Origin of the sequence: Paraburkholderia sp. BL21I4N1, from assembly GCF_002973525.1 — a bacterium.
Lineage (GTDB): Bacteria > Pseudomonadota > Gammaproteobacteria > Burkholderiales > Burkholderiaceae > Paraburkholderia.
Genome location: NZ_PVEN01000001.1, coordinates 629,431 through 649,238 on the forward strand (window position 1 = coordinate 629,431; position 19,808 = coordinate 649,238).

At 63.0% G+C, this 19,808-nt stretch carries 16 protein-coding genes; 11 read left to right on the forward strand and 5 right to left on the reverse strand.

What is annotated here, in order from left to right; all coding sequences use genetic code 11:
• Positions 1-43 precede the first annotated feature (43 nt).
• From B0G83_RS02665 to B0G83_RS02700, 8 genes are all read left to right on the forward strand, one after another.
• A complete protein-coding gene (locus B0G83_RS02665) occupies positions 44-1,522 on the forward strand; it encodes a PLP-dependent aminotransferase family protein (RefSeq protein WP_105505861.1) in 1,479 nt (492 codons plus the stop codon).
• A gap of 187 nt (positions 1,523-1,709) precedes the next feature.
• Positions 1,710-3,773 carry a bifunctional 2',3'-cyclic-nucleotide 2'-phosphodiesterase/3'-nucleotidase gene (locus tag B0G83_RS02670; RefSeq protein WP_374954891.1) on the forward strand — a complete coding sequence of 688 codons (2,064 nt, stop codon included), beginning with the start codon at positions 1,710-1,712 and terminating at the stop codon, positions 3,771-3,773.
• Positions 3,770-4,525, forward strand: coding sequence for a tetratricopeptide repeat protein (locus B0G83_RS02675; RefSeq protein WP_105505863.1), 756 nt, complete (start codon positions 3,770-3,772; stop codon positions 4,523-4,525). Before B0G83_RS02670 ends, B0G83_RS02675 begins: the two co-directional genes overlap by 4 nt.
• A gap of 441 nt (positions 4,526-4,966) precedes the next feature.
• Positions 4,967-5,419 carry an HU family DNA-binding protein gene (locus B0G83_RS02680; protein ID WP_035559188.1) on the forward strand — a complete coding sequence of 151 codons (453 nt, stop codon included), beginning with the start codon at positions 4,967-4,969 and terminating at the stop codon, positions 5,417-5,419.
• A gap of 372 nt (positions 5,420-5,791) precedes the next feature.
• Entirely contained in the window at positions 5,792-7,201 is a 1,410-nt protein-coding gene (locus B0G83_RS02685; RefSeq protein ID WP_105505864.1) for a circularly permuted type 2 ATP-grasp protein, read from the forward strand.
• 129 nt (positions 7,202-7,330) lie between these two features.
• Positions 7,331-8,281, forward strand: a complete 951-nt coding sequence (locus B0G83_RS02690) for an alpha-E domain-containing protein (RefSeq protein WP_105505865.1) — start codon at positions 7,331-7,333, stop codon at positions 8,279-8,281.
• 12 nt (positions 8,282-8,293) lie between these two features.
• Entirely contained in the window at positions 8,294-9,094 is an 801-nt protein-coding gene (locus tag B0G83_RS02695; protein WP_105505866.1) for a transglutaminase family protein, read from the forward strand.
• A gap of 187 nt (positions 9,095-9,281) precedes the next feature.
• Complete coding sequence (locus B0G83_RS02700) at positions 9,282-10,154, forward strand: proteasome-type protease (protein WP_105505867.1); 873 nt, start codon at positions 9,282-9,284, stop codon at positions 10,152-10,154.
• 211 nt (positions 10,155-10,365) lie between these two features.
• Here B0G83_RS02700 and B0G83_RS02705 read toward each other — a convergent pair whose 3' ends face one another.
• Both B0G83_RS02705 and B0G83_RS02710 read right to left on the reverse strand, forming a co-directional pair.
• Entirely contained in the window at positions 10,366-11,541 is a 1,176-nt protein-coding gene (locus B0G83_RS02705) for a porin (protein ID WP_105505868.1), read from the reverse strand.
• Between the two features lie 410 nt (positions 11,542-11,951).
• Positions 11,952-13,301, reverse strand: a complete 1,350-nt coding sequence (locus B0G83_RS02710; RefSeq protein ID WP_105505869.1) for a YihY/virulence factor BrkB family protein — start codon at positions 13,299-13,301, stop codon at positions 11,952-11,954.
• Between the two features lie 208 nt (positions 13,302-13,509).
• On the opposite strand from B0G83_RS02710, the gene B0G83_RS02715 reads away from it, so the two are divergent.
• On the forward strand, positions 13,510-14,049 hold the full coding sequence (locus B0G83_RS02715) for a YbaK/EbsC family protein (protein ID WP_105505870.1): 540 nt from the start codon (positions 13,510-13,512) through the stop codon (positions 14,047-14,049).
• Between the two features lie 217 nt (positions 14,050-14,266).
• A complete protein-coding gene (locus tag B0G83_RS02720; protein WP_105505871.1) occupies positions 14,267-15,826 on the forward strand; it encodes a methyl-accepting chemotaxis protein in 1,560 nt (519 codons plus the stop codon).
• A gap of 443 nt (positions 15,827-16,269) precedes the next feature.
• Here the strand turns inward: B0G83_RS02720 and B0G83_RS02725 are convergent, their stop codons facing one another.
• Both B0G83_RS02725 and B0G83_RS02730 read right to left on the reverse strand, forming a co-directional pair.
• Complete coding sequence (locus tag B0G83_RS02725; protein WP_105505872.1) at positions 16,270-16,860, reverse strand: YSC84-related protein; 591 nt, start codon at positions 16,858-16,860, stop codon at positions 16,270-16,272.
• 221 nt (positions 16,861-17,081) lie between these two features.
• Positions 17,082-17,843, reverse strand: coding sequence for a 3-oxoacyl-ACP reductase (locus tag B0G83_RS02730; protein WP_105505873.1), 762 nt, complete (start codon positions 17,841-17,843; stop codon positions 17,082-17,084).
• Positions 17,844-18,914: 1,071 nt separating this feature from the next.
• On the opposite strand from B0G83_RS02730, the gene B0G83_RS02735 reads away from it, so the two are divergent.
• Positions 18,915-19,331, forward strand: a complete 417-nt coding sequence (locus B0G83_RS02735) for a hypothetical protein (protein WP_181156670.1) — start codon at positions 18,915-18,917, stop codon at positions 19,329-19,331.
• On the opposite strand, the gene B0G83_RS02740 is transcribed toward B0G83_RS02735, so the two are convergent.
• The gene (locus B0G83_RS02740) at positions 19,309-19,806 is read right to left on the reverse strand and encodes a hypothetical protein (RefSeq protein WP_146120143.1); all 498 of its coding nucleotides are present in this window, start codon (positions 19,804-19,806) and stop codon (positions 19,309-19,311) included. The two genes, B0G83_RS02735 and B0G83_RS02740, sit on opposite strands and share 23 nt — an antisense overlap.
• Positions 19,807-19,808: the final 2 nt, after the last annotated feature.

Below are 19,808 nucleotides of genomic sequence, written 5' to 3' on the forward strand. Positions count from 1 at the left end.
CGTTCAAAATAGCCTGTACCGGATCTTCAAGGTAACCATTCGGATGGACATTCATATCGCCGTCGAGGGGCATCACGATCTGTCCGGACAGATCTATCGCCAGTTGCGCGCCGGCATACTCGAAGGCCGTCTCGGCGGCGGCACGCGCTTGCCCTCCACGCGCGATCTCGCCACGCAACTCGGCGTATCGCGCAAAACCACGCTCGATGTTTTCGAGCGGCTGCTTGCCGAAGGCTATCTGAGCGCTCGTGCCGGCTCCGGCACATTCGTCGCCGAGGGTCTCGAACGTTTGCCGGTGGCGCGCTCCGCGCAGGCACGCGATCTGGAAGCGGCGCGCGAGCGCAGCAAAGCCGGCACCCGGACCGCCGCTCGCGCCCGGCCGCTGTGGGAGGCGATGCCGCAGACCTTGCCGTTGCCGCGGCCCACGGTGCCGTCGCCGCACGATTTCATCGGCGGCGCGACCGACAAGACGCTGTTCCCCTTCGACGTCTGGCGCCGCTGCGTGAACCACGCGCTGCGCTCGCAGGCGCGCAGTCCCGGCACCTATCGCGAAGCCGCCGGCGAGGAGGCGCTACGTCTCGCGATCTCGCGCTACCTCGCGTTCAACCGCGCGGTGTCGAACAATTGGGAAGACGTGATCGTCACGCAAGGCGCACAGCACGCGCTCGATCTGATCGCGCGCATCGTGCTCGGCCCGGGCGAAATCGTGGCGCTCGAAGATCCCGGCTATCCGCCCGCGCATGCCTGCTTCAAGGCGACCGGCGCGCGCGTCGTGCCGGTGCCGGTGGACCGTGAAGGTCTGATCGTCGACAAGCTGCCGGATAAGGCGAAGCTCGTCTACGTGACGCCCTCGCATCAGTTTCCGCTCGGCATGCCGATGAGTCTGGAACGCCGCGTCGAGTTGCTCGAGTGGGCGCAAAAGCGCGGCGCGGTAATTATCGAGGACGACTACGACTGCGAATACCGTTTCGAAGGCCGGCCCATGGAGCCGCTGAAAAGCCTCGATCGCGCGGGACTGGTCGCCTACGTGGGGACGTTTTCGAAGACCATTTTCCCGGAGCTGCGCGTGGGTTACATGGTGCCGCCCGCGTCGCTCTTCGGTCCGCTGCTCAAGGCACGTCAGATCGTCGACGGGCACGGCTGCACGCTCACGCAAACGGCGCTCGCGACGTTCATGCTCAACGGCGATTTCGCCAAGCATCTGCGGCGCACGCACAAGGCTTACGCCGCGCGTCGCGCGATGCTGCTCGATCACTTGCATGGCGACCTCGCGCGCTGGTTCGAGCCGATCGTGCCGACCGCCGGCATTCACATGGCGGCGCGCCTGAAAGCACCGCTGACGGAAGACGCGGTGACCCGCGCGGCGCGTGACGTGTCGGTCGGCGTGTACGGAATCGCGCCCTTCTATCTGCGCGTGAAGCCGCAGGCGGGGCTGATCTTCGGTTACGGCAGTATCGCGGTCGACCACATCGACGCCGCGCTCACGAAGCTTGCCGCCGTGCTGCCGCGTCTCGCGCGGTAACACGTTCGCGCCAGCTTGAACATTACTTAAACCTATCTAACGCCATACAAATCAGTGTCACAAAGCGGCCTTACGCTGGCGCCTCTGTAATTGTTTGTAATGAAAAGCCGGTCTCTCAGTCCGGCACAACAACACAACAAACCGGAGGGCAGTAAGGATGCGAGTGAAGTCGACGGTAGGAAAACCGCTGCGTACGCGCGGCGCAAAGCGTGCATTCAATGCATTCGGTGGATGGGGCGCGTTAAGCGCATTGGCCGCGATCGGGTTGAGCGCGTGCGGCAGCAATCTCGATTCCGCGCCGCCGCAAGCCGCGGTGGCGAACGGCACGACCGCGACGCTCGCGTTGCTCGAAACGACCGACATCCACACCAATCTGCTCAGCTACGACTACTACAAGCTGGCCGAGGACAAGTCGCTGGGTCTCGAACGCACGGCGACGCTGATCGCGGCGGCGCGCAAGGAATTCCCGAACACGATGTTGCTCGACGACGGCGACACGATTCAGGGCACCGCGCTCGCGGATTACCAGGCGCAGGTCGCGCCGGTCGATTGCAAGACCACGCTCGGCGTCTACAAGGTGATGAACCTGTTGAAGTACGACGCGGGCACGATCGGCAATCACGAATTCAACTACGGCCTGCCGTTCCTCGCGCAGGTCACCGGCAACACCTTCGACGTGCCGAACATGAGCCCGGTGGCGTCGCAAGCCAGTTGCGCGGGACCGCAATTTCCGTTGGTGCTTTCCAATGTGCTCGGCGCGAAATCGCAGCAGCCGATCTTCAAGCCGTACACGATTCTCGAACGCACGCTGACCGCGAAAACGCCCGACGGCAAAACCGTCAGCGCGCCGGTGAAGATCGGCGTGATCGGTTTCACGCCGCCCGCGATCATGGCGTGGGATAAACGCTGGCTCGATGGCAACGTTTACACGCAAGGCCTCGTGGAAAGCGCGTCGAAGTACGTGCCGGAAATGAAGGCGAAGGGCGCGCAGATCATTGTCGCGATGTCGCACGGCGGGCTCGACAACTCGACCTATTCGCCGTCGATGGAAAACGGCAGCTACTATCTGTCGAAAGTGCCGGGCATCGACGCGATGCTGATCGGCCATTCGCACCAGGTGTTCCCCGACAAGAACAGCACGGTCTCGCAGTTCAATCTGCCGGGCGTCGACAAGGTGAAGGGCACGGTCAACGGTGTGCCGACCGTGATGGCGAATTTCTGGGGTAAGCATCTCGGCGTCATCAAGCTCGCACTGAACTACACGAACGGCACGTGGACCGTGGATCGCAATTCGAGCACGGCGGAAGCGCGCTCGATCCAGAACGCGGATAACAGCTACGTCGCGGTCGATCCGTCGATCTCGCAGGCAATCGCGGCGGAACACGCGGCGACCATCAACTATGTGAAAACGCCGATTGGCGCGACCGATTTCCGCATGACCACCTACTTCGCCGACGTGGGCGACGTGTCGGCCATCGAGATCGTCAACCAGGCGCAGGCGGCGTACACGCAGGACTACATCAACGCGAATCTGCCGCAATACGCGGGCATTCCGGTGCTGTCGGTGAGCGCGCCGTTCAAGAGCGGCTTTGGCGGCGGCAACGATTTCACCGACGTCGCGCAAGGCAACGTGGCGATCAACAACGCCGCCGACCTCTACCTGTACCCGAACACGATCTACGCGGTGAAGGTGACGGGCGCCAACCTGAAGGCGTGGCTCGAAACCGCCGCCCAGCGCTTCAACAAGATCGATCCGGCCAACACGGCGGCGCAGGCGCTGGTCAGCAACTATCCGGGCTACAACTTCGACATGATCACGTCGAAGGATTTCAGCTACGAGATCGACGTGACGCAAGCGGTGGGCAGCCGGATCCGCAACCTGAAATATCAGGGTGCCGCGATCTCGGACACGCAGTCGTTTATCGTCGCGACCAATAACTATCGCGCGAGCGGCGGCGGCAATTTCCCGGGTCTCGACGGCAGCAAGACGATTTACGCGTCGCCGGATGCGAGCCGCGATGTGCTGATCGCCTACATCAAGAAAGTGCAGGCCATCAAGGCGGCGAACAACGGCAGCGATCGCAGCTGGCGCTTCACGAAAGTCGCGACCGCCGGCGCGGTGACGTTCAAGGCGGCGCCGAATCTGGCGGCGCTCGCCCAGGCCAACGGCATGACCAACGTCGCGCAGATCCAGGCCGACGACGGTACCGGCAAGGGGCTCGCGGTCTACTCGGTGAACCTCAACCAATGAAAGCGCGCTTCTCCTTGACGATGGCGGCGGCCGTCGTCGCCGCCGCGATTGGCGGCGGCACACTCGCGACGGTGGCGGCCACTCACGTGTCCAACGCGCAGATCGACGACTGGCAGATGCAAGGCGCGTCCACGCATGCGATTTCGCCGGTGTGGCGGCTGCGGCTGACGGCGGCGTTCGGCAACGCGGCGGCGCGCGAGGCGTTGGCCGACGTGCTGGTGAGTTCGGCGCAACTCGACGAGCGTCGCGAAGGTGTCGAGACGTACCGCCAACTTGCGCTCGACGGCGCGCCAAACGCGCAAGCCACGCTCGGCCATCTGCTGCTGCGTGGCTTGCCCGGCATCGCGCCGGACTTTGCGGAAAGCCGCCGCTGGCTCGCGCCGGCGGCGTTGCGCGAACCGCTCGACGCCCAGGCTGCCTACGATCTCGCAACGCTTTACCGCAACGGCTACGGTGTCGCGCGTGACAATTCGCTGGCGATTCATTGGCTGACGCGGGCGGCGCAAGCCGGACTGCCGCTCGCGCAATTCCAGCTCGCCAACGAGTATCGCTTCGGCACGACGCTGCCGCACGACGACGCGTTGGCGCTGCAATGGCTCACGCGTGCAGCCAATGCGGAGTTACCCGAAGCCAACCTCGCGCTGGCGATCGCGTATCGCAACGGCGAACTCGGCATGGCGCGCAACGACGACGAATACTGGGCGCACGTGAAGGAAAGCGAGCACGATCTGAAACACGTCAGCCGGCAGTAATCGCGCGTCGAAACCGTCTGCGATTTTCTGTCGCAGATCAAATTTAGCCGCCCCCTGCAGCGTATTTCGTTGCTGGGGGCGTGTTTTTTCCGCTGCGTGACGAGGCGTAACGAGTGCTTCTGGTAGCTATCTTTTGCCGTTCTGCCGCGCCGGATCGACGCTCGCGCGCAACCCGGCCGACGCGAAACAGGCCGCTATGCATGCATCGAAACGGCTTGTAACGTGCGTTACGAGTTGGTGTTGTCGACCCCGTCGACGCACGTTTACCCGCTAAAACAAGCATCAAAACGCGTTTCGCAGTCTGCGCCGCGCAACAAACCTTGGGCGTTATACACAAAAGAGTCGCGCAAATCGTATTAGCGCTTGTAGAATCCGGCGTTGAAGCGTGCACATACCGTGTGCGCTTCGTGCTATTCACTGACCACAACAGGTAGGAGAAACATGCCGACTTCCGCAAAAAAGGTGGCCAAGAAGGCTGCTGCCCCGGTACCCGCCAAGAAGGTTGCTGCAAAGAAAGTTCCTGCGAAGAAAGCCGTCGCAGCTAAGAAGGTCGCCGTGAAGGCGTCCAGCGCTCCGTCGCCGATCAAGGACACCTTCACGAAGGCCTCGCTGGCTGCACACGTCGCTGAACGCGCCGCGGTGGAACCGAAGACTGCCAAGGCCGTGCTGGCCGCGCTCGAAGACACGATCCTCGGCGCAGTGCACAAGAAGGGCGCTGGTGAATTCACGCTGTCGGGTCTTCTGAAGATCGTCGTGCAAGCTGTGCCGGCGAAGAAGAAGCGCTTCGGCAAAGACCCGTTCTCGGGCGAAGAGCGCTGGTTCCCGGCCAAGCCGGCTAGCGTGCGCATCAAGGCACGTCCGCTGAAGAAGCTGAAAGACGCTGCTGCAGGCTGAGCGAGTTTCATGCGTTAAAGAGTCGAACCTTCGGTGGTTTGACAATCGTTAACGCTTGAGCCGTTTCGCGGTGCAAGTTGTCCGAATCCCCGTGGGTGCGAACCCACGGGGATTTTTTCATGGGCGTGCGTGACGGTTCGCGAATCGCGCACGCCACGCACCGCGTTGCTGCGGGTGCACCGTACTAGCGCATCATGGGCCACCGCAGTACGATGATAGCGACGCCATGCCGGCCGGGATGCGCTGTTAGCGTGCACGTGTCGTCGTTTTGCACGCAATAAGCTCAATGGCATAGCGCTTGCTTGATCGATTGTCGAACACCGAATGCGCAGCGCATTCGCCTTCTATCCGACAACAAGAGCGGGGCGTGACATGCGATGCTATGACGAGATGCGTCATCATGACGATGCCGTGCGGCCACACTACGCGCGCTTTGAGCGGTGGCTGGTGAAGCAGGGCAACGAGGCGATCGCACGCAAGCGTGCGGAAGCCGACCTGCTGTTTCGCCGGGTCGGCATCACCTTCGCGGTGAACGGCGACCTGTCAGGCACCGAGCGGCTGATCCCTTTCGACCTGATTCCGCGCATCATTCCGCGCGGCGAATGGCAAACGCTGGAAGCCGGTTTGCGCCAGCGCGTGCAGGCGCTCAATCTGTTTATCCACGACGTCTATCACGACCGCAACATCGTGCGCGCCGGCATCGTGCCGGCCGAGCAGGTCTACACCAACGCGCAATACCGGCCCGAGATGCAGGGCGTGAACGTACCGCTCGGTGTTTACGCGCATATTGCGGGCGTCGACGTGGTGCGCGCGGGCGACGAGGGCGAGTTCTACGTGCTCGAAGATAATCTGCGCGTGCCGTCGGGCGTCTCCTACATGCTCGAAAACCGCAAGATGATGATGCGGCTGTTCCCCGAGCTGTTCGTGCAGAACCGCATTGCGCCGGTCGCGCATTACCCGGATCTGTTGCTCGATACGTTGCGTTCGGTGGCGCCGGAAGGCGTCGACGATCCGGTCGTGGTGGTGCTCACGCCCGGCATGTATAACTCGGCGTATTTCGAGCACACCTTCCTCGCGCAGCAGATGGGCGTGGAACTGGTGGAAGGCAAAGACCTGTTCGTCGACGACAACTACGTGTTCATGCGCACCACGCAGGGGCCGAAACGCGTCGACGTGATCTATCGCCGCGTCGACGACGACTTTCTCGATCCGCTCGCGTTCCGCAACGATTCGGCGCTGGGCGTGCCGGGTTTGCTGACCGCGTATCGCGCGGGCCGCGTCGCGCTGGCGAATGCGATGGGCACCGGCATCGCCGACGACAAATCGATCTATCCGTACGTGCCGGAAATGATCGAGTTTTATCTCGGCGAAAAGCCGATCCTCAACAACGTCCCCACGTTTCAGTGCCGCAAGCCGGACGATCTGGCGTACACGCTCGCGCATCTTCCCGAGCTGGTGGTCAAGGAAGTGCACGGCGCGGGCGGCTACGGAATGCTGGTTGGACCGGCCTCGACGAAAGCCGAAATCGAGTCGTTCCGCGAGCGGCTGATCGCGCGGCCGGCCGGGTATATCGCGCAACCCACGCTTGCGCTGTCCGCGTGTCCGACCTTCGTCGAAGCCGGCATCGCGCCGCGCCATATCGACCTGCGGCCGTTCGTGCTGTCCGGCAAAACCGTCAACATGGTCGCTGGCGGCCTCACGCGGGTCGCGTTGCAGGAGGGCTCGCTCGTCGTCAATTCGTCGCAGGGAGGCGGCACCAAAGATACGTGGATGGTCGACTGACGCGTTTGCAACCCAGCGCGCCGAGGCAGCACGCAACAGGCAGCATGCTCGCCGCCGGCGCATACGGATAACCAGCGCGGGCCTTTTACTTCGACGAAGGCCTCGCGTCATCAGATACGGAACGCCGTCATGCTAAGCCGCACCGCCGATCACCTTTTCTGGATGGCCCGCTACATGGAGCGCGCGGAGAACACCGCCCGCATGCTCGACATCAACCTGAAAGCGCTGCTCCTGCCGCAGACCACCGAGCAGGAGGCGCGCACGCAACGTTCGGTGCTGCGCATCTCCGAACTCGAAACCGCGTTCGCGCAGCGCTACGACGAGCCGACCCGCGAACATGTACTCGATTTCATGGTGGCGGATGCCAACAATCCGTCGAGTATTCACTCGTGTCTGCAGGCCGCGCGCGAAAACGCCCGGGCCGTGCGCGGCACGCTGACGACCGAATGGTGGGAAACCATCAACGACACTTGGCTCGAATTCAACGAGCGCATTGCCGCGGGTCAGGCGGCCAGTAATCCGGGCGCGCTGTTCGAGTGGGTGAAGTTTCGCTCGCATCTGTCACGGGGTGTGACGATCGGCACCGCGCTGCAGGACGACGCGTTTTTCTTCACGCAGCTCGGCACGTTTCTCGAACGGGCCGACAACACCGCGCGGATTCTCGACGTGCGTTTCGCGGACGTTGAACCGAATTCACGTGACGCCGCGCGCCAGCTCGAAGACTTCTATTACTGGACCTCGATTTTGAGTTCGGTGTCGGCGCTGGAGATTTATCGCAAGGTGTATCGCGATGTCGTGACGCCGGCGCGCGTGGTCGAGCTGATGATCCTGAACCAGCAGATGCCGAGGTCGCTGCTCGCATCGCTCGAAGGCGTCTGCGCGAATCTGGCAATGCTGCGCACCTCGGGCTCGAACCAGTGCGAACGGTTCGCCGGCAAGCTGCGCGCCGAACTGGTGTATTCCGACATCCGGCAGATTTTCGAAGCCGGCCTGCACGCCTATCTGACACAGTTCCTTGCTCGCGTGTTCGAGCTCGGCAATCTGGTGGCGCGTACCTATCTGATGCTGCCAGTCGCCTGACGGAGTTTTCCCATGTACCTGACGATCCGCCACGACACGTCCTATCGCTACGAAGCGACGGTCCATTATTCGATCCAGCAATTGCGTCTGACGCCGGCAAGCGGTGCTTCGCAAGTGGTGCGGCGCTGGGGCATCGACGCGCCCGGCAAACTCGACGCGACCTTCGACGCCTACGGCAACGTGCTGCATACGCTTGTCATCAACAAACCGCACAACGAAATCCGCCTGCACGTGGCGGGCGAAGTCGACACGATTCCGCTGATCGACGGGCATTTGCCCGACGGCGTCGGGCCGATTCCGCTCGAACATTTCACCTGCTCGACGCGGCTGACCGAAGCGGATGCGGGAATTCGCGAACTGGCCCACACGGTGCCGGCGCTGGCGAGCGCGGCCAACGTGATCGCGCTGTCCGAACAGATCGTGCAGCGCGTGAAATACAACCCGGGCGTGACCGAAGTCACCAGCACGGCCGCGCAGGCGCTCGAACTCGGCAACGGCGTGTGCCAGGATCACGCGCATCTGATGCTGGCATGCTGCCGCGCGCGGGGTATTCCGGCGCGCTACGTGAGCGGCTATATCGAACCCGGCGACGTCGAGCACGGAGCGAGCCATGCGTGGGTGGATGTGTGGCTCGACGGCAAGGGCTGGATTTCCGTCGACGTCACGCACGCCGCGTTTGCCAGCGAAATTTACTGCCGGCTCGCGGTGGCGCGAGATTACGAAGCCGCCGCGCCGGTGCGTGGACGGCGAATCGGCGGGCTGGAGGAGCAGTTGAAGGTGTCGGTGACGGTGAGTGGGCAGTTGGCGCAATAGGGCGTTCAGGGGCCGCTCAGGGGCTCTTCGAGCGGGCGTTCTGAGGGGCCCGCCAGCGCCTTCAACGAGTGCCGGCCCACACATCCATTCAGTTTGACCCCGCCGAGGCCGTAATACGGACGAGAGGCGCAGGCGCGCCGCATTACAATAGCGCCGTTCAGTTGGCTTTTAGCAGGTACTTTTTCCTATGACTTACTGTGTAGCGATGTCCGTCGACGACGGGCTCGTGTTCCTGTCGGACACGCGCACCAATGCGGGCGTCGATCACATCAGCACCGCGCGCAAGATGTCGGTGTTCGAGCAACCCGGCGAGCGCATGCTGGTGCTGCTGGGCGCGGGCAATCTGTCGCTCACGCAGGCGGTGCTGCACGAGCTGTCCGAGCCGGTCGACCCTACGCTGCCCACGCTCTGGAACGCACCCACCATGGCCGACGCGGCCCGCGTGATCGGCCGCGCGGTGCGCAGCGTGCATCAGCGCGAAGCGGAGGCGTTGCAGGAATTCGGCGTCGACTTCAATTGCAGCTTTATTCTGGGCGGCCAGATTGCCGGCAACCGGCCGCGCCTCTTCATGATCTACGCGGCGGGCAATTTCATCGAAGCGTCGGCGGTGAATCCGTATTTCCAGATCGGCGAGGCCAAATACGGCAAGCCGATCATCGACCGCGTGCTCACACCGTCCACGCCGCTCGACGAAGCCGCTAAATGCGCGCTGATCTCGATGGATTCGACGCTGCGCTCGAACCTGTCGGTCGGGCTGCCGCTCGATCTGCTGGTCTACGAGAAAGATTCGCTGCGCGTCACGCGTTTCGTCTCGATCGACCACGACAACACCTACTTCGAAATGATTCACCGTACCTGGGGCGAGCGCTTGCGTCAGGTGTTCGGCGAGATTCCCGATCCCGACTGGCGGGAGTCGCCGAACGTGCCGTTGTTGCAGCGCGAGCGTGCGCTGGTGCTGCATCGCGCGCCGGTCGGCGCCGACGGCGTCGAGCATGAACTCGACGCGAAGCCTGCGCAGACGTTGGCGCAGGCGGAAAAGGGCAAGTCGCAGCGGCGGTAAATTTCGCGGCGCGTCACGGCGCGTGCAACAGCAATGCGAGCCATGCCAGAACAGGTCGTCACGAAGCGCAAGCAGCGCTGACTGACGGCCTTTTTTTCACCGTGGCCGTTCGCATCACTGCAAAACCACTGGACGAAAAAAAACCAGCCACCGGCTTGCGCCCGTGGCTGGTTTTGAACTGCGTGGTGCTTCAGCAGTCCGTCAAGTTCGCTTAGAACTTGTGGCGGATACCCAGGCTGACGATAGCCTGATTGATGCTGCTCGACTGGAAGCCATAGTCGGCGACCGATGCCGTTGCCGACACGAGCGCGCCTGCCGAACCATTGGCGTTGACGCTGCGTTCGTTGCCGTTCACGTGCTGATACGCGCCGACCAGGTAGACGTCCGTGCGCTTCGACAGGTTATAGTCGCCGCCCAGCGAGATCTGGTGGTACGTTGCCGTCGCTTCGCCGTTGCTGTGCGTGTACGTGTAACCAAGGCCCAGCAAAGCTGCCGGCGTCACTTGATAGTTCACGAAACCTGCACCGACGTTGTACTTCTGCGTCGAACCGAAGCCCGATGCTGCGTCCGGCTTGTACTGGACATTGCTGTAACGCAGGCCGGTCGTGATCGGACCGACTACGTATTGCGCTGCCAACGAAGCGATGCCGATCGACTTGGCCGTTGCGTAAGCTGCGTTTTCCAGGCCGCCGTCGAACGTGCCGTCCGACGTGCCGCCCCAACCCTTGCGCATGACTGCCGACGAGGCATTGTCCATGCGGAAGTAGCCAGCTGCGACGCTGAACGGACCCGTTGCGTACGTTGCTGCGCCTGCCCACGATTGACCCGAGCCCGTTTGACCTGCAACGCCGCCCAGCGCGTACATGCCTTCGAACTGGAAGCCGCCCCACACCGGCGACGTGTACTTCACTGCGTTGTTCGTGCGCGAGCTGTTGTCGTTGTTGTCGACGTCGCCTGCGGTCGTGAACGTGCTGCCCCAGTAGTTGTCAGCCGTCAGCGGCTGAACCAGGTCGACCAGCGGGTCGTATTGGCGGCCGATCGTGACCGTGCCCCATGCGTCGCCCGTCAGGCCGACGTAGGCTTGACGGCCGAACAGCGACGACGTGCCGTTGTAGTTGCCCATCTTGCCGTTATTCGGGTTGAAGCCGCTTTCCAACTGGAAGATCGCCTTCAGGCCACCGCCCAGGTCTTCCGTGCCCTTCATGCCCCAACGGTTGCCTTGAAGGTTGCCTGCTGCCATGTTGTACAGGCTATGGCCGCCAACATTGGACACGTATTGGATCGAGTCATCCAGCACGCCGTACAGGGTAACGCTGCTTTGAGCATGTGCCACGCCGGTGGCGCCGAGGAGCGCCAGCGAGAGGGTAGACAGTGCGATTCGTTTCATCCATTTCTCCACGCAGATGATTAGTTTCGTTGTTGCGAAACGCAGAATAGCGCAGGGGCTCTACCCACAAGAACTGGAAAAAAAAGACTGTCTCCAAAAACTGACAAAACACGCAAAGCCTTGTATTTAAAGCCTGTTAACGATTATTCCTATTTTCGCAATATTTATTCAGTGAGCACGCATTATTGTTGTTTTGTAGACAGTGAGTGCCTCGGTACCCGCACTTTTGGCACTTGTTTGGAAGGGTTGTGTAAGTTAGTCGTCTAGTCGTCCGGACCGTTTTGTAGCGGTCATATAAAAATGGACCGGCCTCTCTTGACCTGGATGCTGGACAGACCTTGTGGGGTGTGAGCAGGAGCAACTCGCTGGACCCACCAGAGTGCAACCTTCGCGGTTGCACTCTGGTGGTCTTACGGGGCGCGCGGGGTGTCGTCGATGTCGTCGTCGGCGTGGCGGCGCGCCAGGGTGGCGGCGGCGAGTCCTGCGGCAGCGGCGAATAACACCGACGTCCACGGGTGCCGTCGGACGTAACGATCAGCCGCCACGGCGGTGCGACTTGCCTCGACGAGCGTGACGGCGGCAATACGAGTGGCCTGGGCTTCGGCCAGCACCACGGTGCGTCCCACTTTGAGCGCGGCCGCGCGGGCGGATGTCTTATTGCGCGGCTTCACCCGAAATATCGACGCGGACGCCGGCGTTGCCGCTGGCAATGCTCCCGCGACGCTTGTCGCCGCCGCGCGTGCCGCGGGAATCGCCGCAGTGTTATCGGGCATGGGTGCATCTTTGTGCGGTACGGCGTTCGCCGAAACAGTCGACGCCGCCAGCACCGAAGCGAGTTTCGCGCGGCTGCCGGGCGGCATGTTGTCCTGCATGCCCCAACCGCCGCGCGGATCGTGCATGCGCCCGCGCGCCGCCGAGAATTCCGCCCCTAGCAGCAGTACCGCGGCTGAGAAGTACAGCCACATCAGCAGCACGGCGAGCGAGCCGGCCGCGCCGAACGAACTGGCCATGCCGGCGTGCGCGATGTAGAGCGCGAACAGCTTCTTGCCCGCCGAAAACAGAACGGCCGCGACGATTCCGCCGACCAATGCATCGCGCCAGCGCACCTTGTCGTCCGGCAGGAACTTGAGCAGGCCCGCAAACGCGAACGCGAGCACCAGCAGACCGACGGCGAGTTGCATCAGGTTGCCGATTACCACATACGGCGAATTGCCCCATAACCACTTGCCGATGAACGTGATGACCGTATCGAGCACCAGCGAGACGATCAGCAGGAACGCGACCCCGAGCACCAGCCCGAACGAGATCAAACGGACCCGCACCATCGCGATCACACTCGACGAACGCGGCCCGCTGTAGGGCCACACAATATTGAGCGCGCTATTGAGCGACGAGAAGGTGGCCGATGCGCCGATCGCCAGCATGGTGAATGAAATGATCGCCGCGATGCCGCCGGCGCTGCCGCTGTGATGCGCGTTCTCGACGATGGTCTGCACGCCCGCCGCGGCCTGGTCGCCGAGCAGGCCGTGAATATGATTGAACAGTTCACCGCGCGCGGCTTCGGCGCCAAAGAACCAGCCCGCCACCGCGATCACCATGACCAGCGTCGGCGCGAGCGAAAACGCCGCGTAGAACGCGATGCTGGCGGCCATGGCGGCACAGCGGTCGTCGGAAAACTGTTTGAACGCGCCGATAGCCCAGTTCGCCTGCTTGCGGGCCACGTGTTGAAGGTTCTCGGCGGAGAGCGTGTCGATGTCCATGGTCGTGTTTCTCAATGGGGTTCCGGCGCCGGGACGGGCGGGTGCGAGAGCCGTTGAGGTCGCCTCGACGCGGGGTTCGCATCGAAGTCGTTCGCAAACCTTGTGCCTGTCACTATAACAAGCGCGGCAGGCCCGCGGCGCCGCGGCGATGCACCGCAAACGCACCTCTGGTTAGAATGCCGGGGCACCCTCACTCAAACAGATCACTATGCACTCGCACGAACTCGACCCGCGTCTCGACGTCATTCCTTCCGGGCAATTGGACGCGCATTTGCCCGCGCATGTCGTCGAACAGTTGCCTGCTGAGGGCGTGACGGTTTTCGCCGTCAGCGACGACGCGTCGGACACCGCCGCATTCAGCGCGCGCTACGGCTTCGGCCTCGAAGACTGCGCGAATACGATCGTGGTCCGCTACAAGAAAGACGGCGGCGAGCATTACGCGGCGCTGGTTTCGCTCGGATCGCTGCGGCTCGATATCAACGGCGCGGTGAAGGCCGCGCTCGGCGCGCAACGGCTTTCGTTCGCCAAACGCGAGGCGGCGGTCGAGCACAGCGGCATGGAATTCGGCGGTATCACGGCGTTCGGCTTACCTGACGATTGGCGCGTGCTGGTCGACGCCGAGGTGATGGCGCGCGCGCGGATCGTCATGGGGGCGGGCGTGCGGGCCGCCAAGCTGCTGCTGGCGCCGGACGTCTTGCGGCAATGGCCGCGTTGCGAAGTGGCCGCGCTCACGCTGCCTGCGGAGTGACGTTTCGCGGATATTTCGCAGATCGTTGCGCGCGCAATCAAAATAGACAACCTCGCGCGCGGCGCTCGAAGCGCTGCCGCCTGAAGGCGGCAAGTAAGGCAACCGTCGACCCAGCCTGAAGTTTTCCGCCGTTTCGCCGTTAATCCAGAGAGTGACATGCACCGCCGGGGCGTCCGCCTTGCGCGGCGTGTCGATCATAAGGACAAGGGACACGGAGATGGAACGGTTTCGCCTGAAAGTGCGGCTTTGGCTCGCGCTAGCGGTAATGTGCATGGGCATTCTGGCGATCGGCCTGTGGGGTGCTTTCAAAACGCGCGACACGATGATCGCCGACCGCCAGGCTGAATTGAAGAGCGTGGTCAGCGTCGCGTACAGCGTGCTCGATCGCTATAACGGCCTCGTCACGGCCGGCACGATGCCCCTCGCCGACGCGCAACGCACGGCAATGGCCGACCTGCGCGCGATGCGCTACGACGGCGCCGGCGGCTACCTCGTGATCGAGGACGCGCATGCCCGGGTCCTGATGCACGGCGTGCGCGCCGACCTCGAAGGCAAGGACATGAGCGGCTTCACCGATCCGCAAGGGCGCCACGTGTTCAAGGACGGTTCGGATCTCGCCGAGCGCGATGGCGAAGGATTTATCCATCTGGAGTTCCTCAAGCCGGGCTCGAATCAGATGGCGCCGAAAATCAACTACGTCCGGCTTTATAAGCCGTGGGACTGGACGATCGTGACCGGCGTCTTCACCGACGACATCGACGCGGCGTTTTATTCGACGCTGCTGCAATACGTTGGCGCGGCGGTGATTTTGTGTCTGCTGGTGTCGCTGGTGATCGGCGTGATCCTGCGCAGCATCTTGCGGCAACTCGGTGGCGAACCCGCGTACGCGGCGCAAATTGCCGCGCGAATCGCCGACGGTGAACTCGACCTCGTGGTCGACACGAAACCCGGCGACGAAACCAGCCTACTCGCCGCGATGCAGCGCATGCAGCATCGTCTCGCGCACGCGATCACGCAGATTCGCAGCGGCGCGACGCTGATTTCGTCGGTATCGCACGAGATTGCAGCGGGCAACGCCGATCTGTCGCGACGTACCGAACAGCAGGCCAGCGCGCTGGGTGAAACGGCGTCGAGCATGGAGCAGATCACCGCGACCGTCAAACAGAATGCCGACAACGCAAAACAGGCCAGCCAACTCGCGCACAACGCGTCCGAGACGGCGGCGCGCGGCGGCGAAGTAGTCGGTCAGGTCGTCGAGACGATGCGCGGGATTTCGCAATCGTCGCATCGGATCGGCGACATCATCGGTGTGATCGAGGGGATTGCGTTTCAGACCAATATTCTCGCGCTGAACGCCGCGGTCGAGGCGGCGCGCGCCGGCGAAGAAGGCCGCGGTTTCGCGGTGGTGGCGGGCGAGGTGCGCAGCCTCGCGCAACGCAGCGCGGCGGCTGCGAAGGAGATCAAGACGCTGATCGAAGAGTCCGCGGCACAGATCGAAGGCGGCTCTCAGTATGTGGGGCGAGCCGGCGACACCATGCAGGAAGTGGTGCATGCGGTGCGCCGCGTGACCGACATCATGGGCGAGATCAGCGCGGCATCGGTCGAGCAAAGCTCGGGCATCGAGCAGGTCAACATCGCGGTGGCGAGCATGGATCAGACGACCCAACAGAACGCGGCGCTGGTCGAGGAAGCGAGCGCTTCCGCCGAGGTGTTGAAAACGCAGACCGGGCAACTGGCCGAAGCGATTGCGGTGTTCTCGTTGCCGCCGGTGCGTTGAGTGGTGCGGCCGGGGCGCGCTGGCGTTGAACGCGCCTCAGGCGTGAACGAAATAGTCTTCGAGGATGTCCGCCACGCGCCATGACGAGCAGGGCCGTCGGTGCAAGCCGCGGGTGAAACCGTAACCTGAACCTGTCACAGTGGACTCCCGGAGACGGCGGCCGAACGTCTAAAGTAGTAAAAAAGAAAAAGCTTCGGGAGCTTTTACCTGCGAGTAGGCATTGCTCAATGCGGATTATTTGACGTGACGCAAAGATAAACGCGACGTGGGCCTAATGCGGTGCGTTGTGATTCGGGGGAGTCGTCTGTTGGGTGAGCGGAGTGCTCGGGGATGGGGCGGGAGACTCGCGCTGCGTGCGAGGGTTAACGTGGGCTTTGCGGGTTCAATGCAGCTCGAGCGTGCCACGCAACCGCCCGGCGATTGCGTGGCACGAGCTTCAACACTCAGATCATTAAACGCGAAACCTTGGTGCCTTCCAGCGATACGCCGGCCATCAGACCGCCGTTCGTCAACACGAAAGCTTCGACGGGGCTCGTGGCCGTCGACGTATCGACCGCACCGTTCGCGCCGACTTTCAGCACGGCGACGGTAGCGTCCGCGCCGGCTGCCCACCCCTGGCTGCCGAGGAATTTGTCGAGCGCGTCTTGCGTCATGAACAGGAACACGAGCGCCTTGGATTGCGCGCCGATCTGCAAACCGAACGAACCCGCCACGGTGCTGTAGTAGCCCGTCGTACGACCGCCCACGCGCAGTGCGCCTTCACCATATTGGCCGCCGACCCAGAAGCCTGCTGAAATCACCGACGGGAACACCAGCACGCCTCGCGCTTTGCCCACCAGTTCACGCGAACCGGCGACGTTGGCGAAAAGTCGCGACATCGTCGAATCGACGCCCGCATTGATCGTGTCGCGCTTGCCCGCGTTTGCCGACGGCGACGCGCTCGAGGACGGCGACGTCGTCGTACAGCCGGCGAGGCTGAGGCCGGCGGTGGCGAGAGCGGCGCTGCCGGTGAGGATGAATTGTCGTCTGCGCATGATGGTTTCCTTTGCGTTATTGAAGTTGTGTTTGCTTTACGTGCTGTCGTTGTTGCCGCTCTGCGAGCGAGCGCTTGAGTCGTGACGTCAACAATAGCCTACGTCGCTTGCTAATCAGCATTTCGCGTGCCTGACCTCGGCGCATGAATGAGGATTGTGTGTTGAGCGGCTGGGATGATGGTCGCGTCGCGCTCTCCTATTCCGTGGCGCAGGGCGTTTGTCTAGCCTTTCACCAGGCCACCGTCGACGATCAGATTCTGGCCGGTCACGGCGCGTGACCATGGCGACAGGAAAAACAATACCGCGTCGGCGAATTCTTCCGGCGTGGTGACGCGCCGTACCGGCGTCGAATTTGCAATCAGGTCGAAGACGAATTCCGGCGTGGCCGCGCTCGCGTCCGTGGTGCGCAGCAGGCCGCCCGATACCATGTTCACCGTAATGCCGTCCGGGCCGAGATCGTGCGCGGCCGTACGCGTCAGCGACAGCAGTGCGGCTTTGGCCGCCGTGTAGTCGTGATAGGGGACCACCGGGTTCTGAAACAGATTGGTGCCTACGTTGACGATGCGGCCGAAGCCTCGCGAACGCATTCCCGCGACGGCAGCCTGAATCGTATTGAGCGCGCCCTTGAGCGAGCCGTCGAGTTGCTGCTGCAAGCGTGTCCAGTCGACGGCGTCGATCGTTGGACGCGCGTCGCCGTCGAAGCGGAAGTCGGCCAACGCGTTGTTCACCACCGACACGACAGGCTGCCCGGTTTGCGATTGCGCCACCTCGAAGAGACGTTCGACTGCGGCCTTGTCGGTGACGTCGGCCTGCAGCGGTAGCACGCGGTCGCCGAGTTCTTCCTTCAACGCGAGCGCCAACGTTTCGCTCTTGTGGTAATTCACGACCACGCCCGCGCCTTCGCGTACCAGCGCACGCGTGATCGCCGCGCCGAGTCCGCGCGCGCCGCCCGTTACCAGTACCCACTGTTCGGATAGAAGCATCTGTTTCCCTGTTGTCGACGAAGTGGCGATGTTCTTATTGTCGCCTGATTCAGGGCGGATGCCGAGTTTGAATGCCGCAAAGAGGGTGCGCGTGTGTGGCGATCACTGGTTCGCGGTGTCTCCAGGTTGACTCTCACTGTGGCTGCGGGGGAGCTTTTAACTCCGGACTAATACCTAGGTAATTCGCTGATCTGATTCATATGATGAAGTAAAAATAATAGTTAGGAGTGTATAGGGAGAGGTTGAAATTTCCGATGCCAATATAAATCCGGTAATTGACGTTCCTTAACAATTCAATCGCACATTTAATCGAAAAAGCGCCGGCAATTCTGCATTGCGTGGGTTAGCGCACGGTGGCTGGGTGATGCTGCGAATAACTTCAATCTCCATCAGGCCCTGCTGTGCTCTTTCACCTCTACTACCTGCGCAGCCAGTCGTTTTTCTCGGATCACGTCGAATCGGACCGGGATTTTCCGCGAGAGATACCTGACGTCATGCTGTTTTATGAGTGACGCCTGGCAATATCGACTGGGCTTTGAAGTTTCATTTTTAACAGTGAACGCAGATTCGTCTGTTATTCGGGCCGGTCGTTCGAGGTATTGAGTTAGGAGGCTGAAATGAAAAAGCACAATGGGGACACGCATATTCCTGGAACGCGTCGGGCGATATTGGCGGCGGCGGTGAGTCTGTATGCGGCGATGGCGGGTGCGCAAACAACCTCGCCGGCGCCGGGCACGCCGTCGGGGACCGCGTCGAAGCTGGTGGTTGCGCAGACGTTGCCGATCGACTGTCCGTCGTTCGATACGCTGGGTTGCAAACGGGAGAGCAGTGGTTTACTGGCGATCGGCGGGGTTGGCGTTGCAGCCGCGGCGGGTTTGGGATCGACATCGGCTTCGGGGACGCAGAGCGGTAGCGGTAACGGTAACGGAGCCGCGTCGGGAGGTGGGGGCGAAAGCGGGGCGAATGGTAGTGGTGGGTTGGGGAACGGTGGGGTTGCAGGGCTTGGGTCTGGGGCGGCGGTGGGTGGTAACGGGAGTGGTAGCGGTAGTGGGAATAGTGGAGGAAGTGGTAGTGGCGGGAAGGGCGGGACTGGAAGCGGCGGTACGGGTAGCGGTGGAACAGGAAGTGGTGGGACAGGAAGTGGTGGGGCAGGAAGTGGTGGGACAGGAAGTGGTGGGACAGGAAGCGGTGGGACAGGAAGTGGTGGGACAGGAAGTGGCGGGACAGGAAGCGGTGGGACAGGAAGCGGTGGGACAGGAAGTGGCGGGACAGGAAGTGGTGGGACAGGAAGCGGTGGGACAGGAAGTGGTGGGACAGGAAGTGGTGGGACAGGAAGCGGTGGGACAGGAAGTGGTGGGACAGGAAGTGGCGGAACAGGAAGTGGCGGAACAGGAAGCGGCGGAACAGGAAGTGGAAGCGGCTCGGGTGGCGGTCATCATGGTGACGGCGGCCACGGTGACGGCGGTCATGGCGATGGCGGCACGGTGACGGCGGTCATGGTGACGGCGGCCACGGCGATGGCGGCCACGGTGACGGCGGTCATGGCGATGGCGGCCACGGTGACGGCGGCCACGGCGATGGCGGCCACGGCGACGGCGGCCACGGCGATGGCGGCCACGGCGACGGTGGCCACGGAAACGGCGGCCACGGTGATGGCGGTCATGGCGACGGTGGCCACGGTGATGGCGGTCATGGCGATGGCGGTCACGGCAACGGCGGCCACGGCGATGGTGGCCACGGTGATGGCGGTCATGGCAACGGAGGCCACGGCGACAGCGGCCACGGCGATGGTGGCCACGGCGATGGTGGCCACGGTGACGGCGGTCACGGCGACAGCGGCCACGGTGACGGCGGCCATGGCGACGGCGGTCATGGCAACGGAGGCCACGGCGACAGCGGCCACGGCGATGGTGGCCATGGCGACAGCGGCCACGGCAACAACGGTCATGGTGATGGCGGCCACGG